6 protein-coding genes are annotated in these 6,367 nt (G+C 58.8%); 4 read left to right on the top strand and 2 right to left on the bottom strand.

All coding sequences use genetic code 11. The features are described from left to right. The 3 genes from ACIQ36_RS05740 to ACIQ36_RS05730 form a co-directional block, all read left to right on the top strand. Window positions 1–1,031 (top strand): class I tRNA ligase family protein (locus tag ACIQ36_RS05740; RefSeq protein ID WP_395826769.1); only part of this gene is annotated, 1,031 nt, incomplete at its 5' end. Window positions 1,032–1,231: 200 nt separating this feature from the next. Then, on the top strand, window positions 1,232–2,044 hold the full coding sequence (locus ACIQ36_RS05735) for a tetratricopeptide repeat protein (protein ID WP_395826767.1): 813 nt from the start codon (window positions 1,232–1,234) through the stop codon (window positions 2,042–2,044). 230 nt (window positions 2,045–2,274) lie between these two features. After that, window positions 2,275–3,756 carry a M81 family metallopeptidase gene (locus tag ACIQ36_RS05730; RefSeq protein WP_395826765.1) on the top strand — a complete coding sequence of 494 codons (1,482 nt, stop codon included), beginning with the start codon at window positions 2,275–2,277 and terminating at the stop codon, window positions 3,754–3,756. A gap of 165 nt (window positions 3,757–3,921) precedes the next feature. Here ACIQ36_RS05730 and xth read toward each other — a convergent pair whose 3' ends face one another. Together xth and erpA are read right to left on the bottom strand one after the other, a co-directional pair. After that, on the bottom strand, window positions 3,922–4,704 hold the full coding sequence (gene xth, locus ACIQ36_RS05725) for an exodeoxyribonuclease III (protein ID WP_395826764.1): 783 nt from the start codon (window positions 4,702–4,704) through the stop codon (window positions 3,922–3,924). A gap of 8 nt (window positions 4,705–4,712) precedes the next feature. Beyond that, on the bottom strand, window positions 4,713–5,066 hold the full coding sequence (gene erpA / locus ACIQ36_RS05720) for an iron-sulfur cluster insertion protein ErpA (RefSeq protein WP_395826762.1): 354 nt from the start codon (window positions 5,064–5,066) through the stop codon (window positions 4,713–4,715). Window positions 5,067–5,186: 120 nt separating this feature from the next. Between erpA and ACIQ36_RS05715 the strand changes: the two genes are divergently transcribed. Then, a complete protein-coding gene (locus ACIQ36_RS05715) occupies window positions 5,187–6,359 on the top strand; it encodes a deoxyguanosinetriphosphate triphosphohydrolase (RefSeq protein ID WP_395826760.1) in 1,173 nt (390 codons plus the stop codon). Window positions 6,360–6,367: the final 8 nt, after the last annotated feature.

The raw sequence follows: 6,367 nt of genomic DNA, 5'->3' as shown, positions 1-6,367 counted from the left end.
CCCTGGATTTGATCGACAAATACGGCTGCGACGCGCTGCGCTTTACGATGGCGGCGATGGCCGCGCCGGGGCGGGATGTGAAGATTTCTACCCAGCGCGTTGAAGGCTATCGCAATTTCGCAACGAAGCTGTGGAATGCCACCCGCTTTGCCGAAATGAACGGCTGCGCCCGCGTGGCCGATTTCGACCCGGCCCAGGCCAAGGGCACCGTGAACCGCTGGATCATCGGCGAGCTTGCTGGCCTGCGCATAAAGCTCGATGAGGCGCTGGCCGCCTATCGCTTCAACGACGCCGCCAATCTGCTCTACGCGACCGCCTGGGGCAGCTTCTGCGACTGGTATCTGGAGGTGACCAAGCCGATCCTGGCCGGGGACGATGCGGCGCTCGCCGCCGAAACTCGGGCGACGACTGCGTGGGCGCTGGAGCAAATCGCCCGGCTGCTGCACCCGTTCATGCCCTTCATCACCGAGGCTCTTTGGGAGCATCTGTCGGGCGGCGCGGGCGAAAGCCTGCTCACCGCGCCCTGGCCGGAATTGCCGGATAGTTTGATCGATCCCGCCGCCCACGCCGAAATGACCTGGGTAATTGGCCTGATTTCCCAGGCGCGCGGCCTTCGCGCTGAAATGAACGTGCCGCCGGGGGCGGAACTCGCAGCGGTCTATACCGATCTTTCGGGCGATGCCGCGCGCTGGGCCGAAACCCATAAGGCCGTGATCCAACGCCTCGCGCGCGTCTCGGGCCTGGGGACGGGGGCGGCGACCGCCACGTCCGTGCAGATCGTCGAAGGGACGGCAACGCTCGCGCTCGATCTTGCAGGAGCCATCGACCCCAATGCTGAACGAACCCGCCTGACCAAAGAAAAAACCAAGGCCGAGCAGGAGCTGGGAAAAATCGAAAAGAAGCTCGGCAATGCCGACTTCATCGCCAAAGCCGATCCGGCGGTGATCGAGGAAAACCGCGAACGGCTGGCGGAGTTCCAGGGGCTGATTGCCCGGCTGGAGACGGCTCTGTCGCGGCTGGCGGCGCTGTAAGCAACTTGAGTTGCATCAATGCTCTAAAATTGTTTGAAAATATCGAACGAACCGACTCTGCAGGCGTTTCTGACCTTGCAGAGTTGGTTATCTTTCAGACAGGTACGTTATCTGCTGTAAATTTTCTGAGAAATTTTATACTATTCCGGTCCGGGTTCTCCACAGTAAAGTTTTCAAATTATTTCGTATAGGGGGCTATTTTGAGGTTAACTTGTTCATTTTTATTGATTGTAGTGTCCTTTTTTGGGCTTTCATCTTATGTATTAGCAAGCTCTTTGAAAGACGCGACAGAGGCGTATAATAATAAAAATTATGAGCGTGCACTTATAATTCTTCGCCCTTTGGCTGATAATGGAGATCCCGTAGCACAATATAATATTGGTACAATGTATGGATCAGGTCTTGGATTAAATCAAGACTACAAACAGGCTATTATTTGGTATATGAGATCAGCAGAACAAGAGTATCCTGCGGCTCAATTTAATCTAGGAGTTATGTATCAAAAAGGTCAAGGCGTGTTGAAAGATTATAATAACGCCATTTTTTGGTATAGTAAGGCTGCAAAACACGGATATCCTGGCGCTCAATTTAATTTAGGAAACATGTATAGAAGGGGAGACGGAGTGTTGCAAGATTATAAGAAAGCAGTTATTTGGTATCTTAAATCTGCCAACCAGGATTATGCGCCTGCACAATTTAATATGGGTTTGGCTTACAGTGACGGTCTTGGCGTGGGGAGAGATTATAAGCAGGCTATCTACTGGTTTCGGAGAGCAGCGGACCAGGGTGACTCTGACTCTCAGTTTAACTTAGGCTTAATGTATATTACGGGTCGCGGGGTGACTCAGGATTATATACAGGCGCACAAATGGCTTAACATATCAGCGGCACGTGCAACCGATTTTAACGAAGCAAGTAATGCTGCTAAGGAACGTGATCGTATAGCCCTGAAGATGAGTCGTGAGAGTATTGATGAGGCGCAACGTCAAGCTAGTATTTGGCGGCCAAAATGATTTTCTAGAAATTTTTTGTAGATTTCACAGAAAAAAGATTAATTAATAAAAAAATTGTGAGACGAAACAAAAAATTCTTGTCTTGATCTATTTATACTGTTTAGGTCATCGGATGGAACGTATCGAAGAGACGCTCAGCGATATGCTCGGTTGGCTGAGTGTTCGGGGCCGCTCTCTCGTAGCCCTTCACTGAATCGAAAAACGCCTTGATTTGAGTGAGGCCTAAACCCATGCGCATCGCCATCGGCGGGTTTCAGCACGAAACCAATAGCTTCGCCCCCAGCCGCGCCACCTATGCGGATTTCGTCGCAGCGAAGGGCTGGCCGGGGCTGTCGCGCGGCGATGCGCTGTTCGATACGGTGATGGACCGAACCCTGCCCATCGCCGGGTTTATGCGCGAAGCGCTGAAACGCCGGGCTTCGCTCATTCCCTTACTGTGGACCGTCGCCAGCCCTTCCGGCCCGGTGACGAGCGATGCTTTTGAGCGGATTTCGGCGCAGATCATCAATGATCTCATCACCCAAGGCCAGATCGACGCGGTGTTTCTTGACCTGCATGGCGCGATGGTGACGGAGCATTTCCCAGACGGCGAGGGCGAGTTGCTGCGCCGGATGCGCGCGGTGATCGGGCCGAACGCGCTGCTGGTCGGTTGCCTCGATCTGCACGCCAATGTCACCAAGCTGATGCTGGAACAGGCGGATTTCCTCACGGCTTTCCGCACCTATCCCCATGTGGATATGCTGGAAACCGGCGCGCGCACGGCTAAACGCCTGCTGGAAGCGCGCGGCTGGGGCGGCAAGGCCCTGCGCGTTTGCCCTTACCTCATTCCGATTACTGCCCAATGCAGTTTCGCCGAACCGACGGCGGGGCTCTACCGCCTGCTGGAGCAGATCGAAGCCGAAACCGGGGCGGACCTCTCCTATAGCCCCGGTTTCCCCCTATCCGATTCGCCCGAAACCGGCCCGACGATCCTCGCCTATGCCCCCACCCAAGCCGAAGCCGACGCGGCGGCGGATAGGCTGTTCCAAGCCCTGCTGGATGCCGAAAGCGCCTATGCCGAGGCCGGGCTGTGGTCGATTGAGGCAGCACTGGACGAAACCGAACGGCTGCTCGCCCAAGGCGGGTTGAGCGGTCCCATCATCCTCGCCGACACCCAAGACAATCCCGGCGGCGGCGGCTCGGGCGATACCACCGGCCTGCTACGCGCGATTCTGGCGCGCGGCCTTGCGGGCGTGACGCTCGGGTTGCTGCACGATCCCGCAACCGCCGACGCCGCCCATGCGGTGGGCGAGGGCGCGGAGATAGCGATCACCCTGGGCGGCACAGGCACGCCCGGCGATACGCCCTTGGAGACCAAGGCGCGCGTGCTGCGCCTGGGCTCCGGCACCTTCCTCGGGACCGGGCCGATGTGGGAGGGCGGCACGATGAATCTCGGCCCGATGGCGCTGCTGGACGTGGCCGGTGTGCAGGTGGCCATCGGCTCGGCGCGCCAGCAGCCCTCCACCCAGGCGATCTTCACCCACCTCGGCGTCGATCCGAAAACCTGCGCCGTGCTGGTGCTGAAAAGCTCGGTCCACTTCCGCGCCGATTTCCAACCCATCGCTAGCGAAATCCTAGTCACGGTCGCCCCCGGCCTCGTCACCGCCGATCCCGCCGATCTACCCTATCGCTGGCTGCGCGAAGAGGTGCGGTTACGGCCTCGGAAGGCGTAAAAGGATCAGAGGCTTTGCCCCTGAAACCCCACCAAAGGGCTCGCCCTTTGGAAACCATTTTGCTTTAAGAAAAAGCGATAATTATATGATTTATATTAAAATAAATGGGATTGATAAGGGCGAAGCCCTTATCTGGGGTCGTTAGGGGCAAGGCCCCTAACATCGCTAAGCGACTTCCCGCAACCGGCACCAAACGGGGGTATGGTCCGACGCGCGTTCCCAGCCGCGCGGCTCCTTATCGATCTCACAGGCTTCCAGCCGGTCCGCCAGGGCGGGCGAGAGCAGGAGATGGTCGATGCGCAACCCATTGTCGCGCTGCCAGGCCCCGGCCTGGTAATCCCAGAAGCTGTAAACGTGGGCCGCGTGCGGGTGCAGGGCGTGAAAGGCTTCGGTGAGCCCGAGATTGAGCAGGCGGCGGAAGGCGGCGCGGCTTTCCGGGCGCACCAGGGCATCGTCGCGCCAGCCGACCGGATCGTAGAGATCAACGTCGGTCGGGCAGATATTATAATCGCCGCCCAGCAGGAAGGGCCGGTCTTCAGCGAGCAGCGTCGCGGCGCGGTCGGCGAGGCGGGCCATCCAGCCGAGCTTATAGGGGTATTTTTCGGTCTCGACCGGATTGCCGTTCGGCAGATACAGGGCCGCGACGCGCAGGCCCGCGATATCGGCCTCCAGATAGCGCGCCTGCTCGTCGGTCTCGTCGCCGGGTAAATGCCGCAGCACTACTGAAATCGGCTGCTTCGAGATAATGGCGACACCGTGATAGGTTTTCTGGCCCACGGCCTCGACGTGATAGCCGAGCGCTTCAATGTCGGCGCGCGGCACATCGTCGGTCTGGCACTTTAGCTCTTGCAGCAGCAGAATATCGGGGGCGGTATCGGCCTCCAGATAGCGCAGCAGATGCGGCAGGCGGACTTTGAGGGAATTGACGTTCCAGGTGGCGATTTTCATGGCCAGAATTATACCGGCGAAAACGAGTTCCCGCAGCCGCAACTTGCCGCCGCCTGCGGATTCCTAATCTGGAAGGCGGCCCCGGCGAGATCTTCGACGAAATCGATCAGCGCGCCCTGCATCAGCCCGAGCGAGGTTTCGTCGATCACCACTTCCGCGCCGTCTTTGGCGATAATCTTATCGTCGGCTTGGGTGGCGGCATCGAAGGTGAAGCCATATTGAAAGCCCGAACAGCCGCCGCCGGAAATGGCGATGCGCAGGCGCGAGCCCGGCGCTTCCCGTTGAACGATCATAGCGATGCGCTTTGCGGCACTGTCCGACAGCGCCACTTGGGCCAAGGTTTCCGTTTCAAGCTGGGCCATCGCGTCTCTCCTCAGGCTAACACTGTTCCTATGTAAGGAGCCGAAGGGCGAAGGTCAATTTCCGTTACGGACATAGCTCCTCCATTGAATCGCCATAGTTGGGCGGGTAGGGTGCGCCCCATGAGTTTTCCTGCCGCCCATCCGAACGCCCGTGCACCCTTTGCCTGCGATCCGCAGCAGAGCCGGGGGCGGCTGTTTCCTGAGGAGGGGTCGGGTGAGCGCTCGGTGTTTCAGCGTGACCGCGACCGGATTGTGCATTCTACGGCGTTTCGGCGGCTTCAGTATAAAACCCAGGTCTTCGTTTTCCACGAGGGTGACCATTACCGCACGCGCCTCACGCACTCGCTGGAGGTGGCGCAAATCGCCCGCTCGATTGCCCGCGCCCTGGGGCTCGACGAGGATTTGGCGGAAGCCCTCGCGCTCGCGCACGATGTTGGCCATACGTGTTTCGGCCATGCGGGCGAGGATGCATTGAATGAGGTGATGCTGCCTTTCGGCGGCTTCGATCACAATGACCAGACCTTCCGGGCGCTGACGCTGCTGGAGCGGCGCTATGTGGCTTTCAATGGGTTAAACCTCTCGTGGGAAACCCTCGAAGGCGTGGTCAAACATAATGGCCCGCTGAGCAATCCGCCCCCGACGATTGCGGCGTTTCAGGCGACCTGGAGTTTGCGGCTCGAAACCTTTGCCTCCGCCGAAGCACAGGTCGCGGCGCTGGCCGACGATATCGCCTATAACAACCATGATATCGACGATGGCTTGCGCGCGGGCTCCTTCACCCCGCAGGACTTGCTGCCGCTACCCGTGGTCGGCCCGGTGTTCGAGCAGTTGCTGCGCGAGCATCCGAATTTGGAGCCGGTGCGCCTGACCCATGAGGCGGTGCGGCGGTTGATAAATCTGATGGTTACGGACCTTCTCACCGAAACCCGCGCGCGGATCGAGCAGTTCAAACCCGCCAGCGCTGATGCGGTGCGCGGCCTAGGGCAACCGCTGGTCGCCTTCAGCCCGACCTTGCAAGCGGCGGATAAAGCCCTGCGCCCGTTCATGTTCGAGCGCATGTATCGGCACTATCGCGTCAATCGGATGATTGCGAAAGCGCGCCGGGTAGTTCAGGATATGTTCCATCACTTTATGGAAACCCCACAAACCCTGCCGCCCGAATGGCAACGCCAGATCGTGCAACCAGGCAGCCCCGAGGCCGCCCGCACGATTGCCGATTACATCGCCGGAATGACCGACCGTTACGCCCTCGAAGAGCACCGCCGCCTCTTCGATTTGACTGCAAAGACTTAAAGTTCAAG

It is taken from the genome of Elstera sp. (genome assembly GCF_044372965.1).
Lineage (GTDB): Bacteria > Pseudomonadota > Alphaproteobacteria > Elsterales > Elsteraceae > Elstera.
The sequence above is the reverse complement of the archived record's forward strand: the minus strand, read 5'-3'. Positions and strand labels throughout refer to the sequence as shown.

Bases quoted from the DNA above. Each gene is read 5' to 3' on its own strand.
- ACIQ36_RS05730 (WP_395826765.1), top strand. From the start codon at position 2,275: ATGCGCATCGCCATCGGCGGGTTTCAGCACGAAACCAATAGCTTCGCC.
- ACIQ36_RS05715 (WP_395826760.1), top strand. From the start codon at position 5,187: ATGAGTTTTCCTGCCGCCCATCCGAACGCCCGTGCACCCTTTGCCTGC.
- xth (WP_395826764.1), bottom strand. From the start codon at position 4,704: ATGAAAATCGCCACCTGGAACGTCAATTCCCTCAAAGTCCGCCTGCCG.
- erpA (WP_395826762.1), bottom strand. From the start codon at position 5,066: ATGGCCCAGCTTGAAACGGAAACCTTGGCCCAAGTGGCGCTGTCGGAC.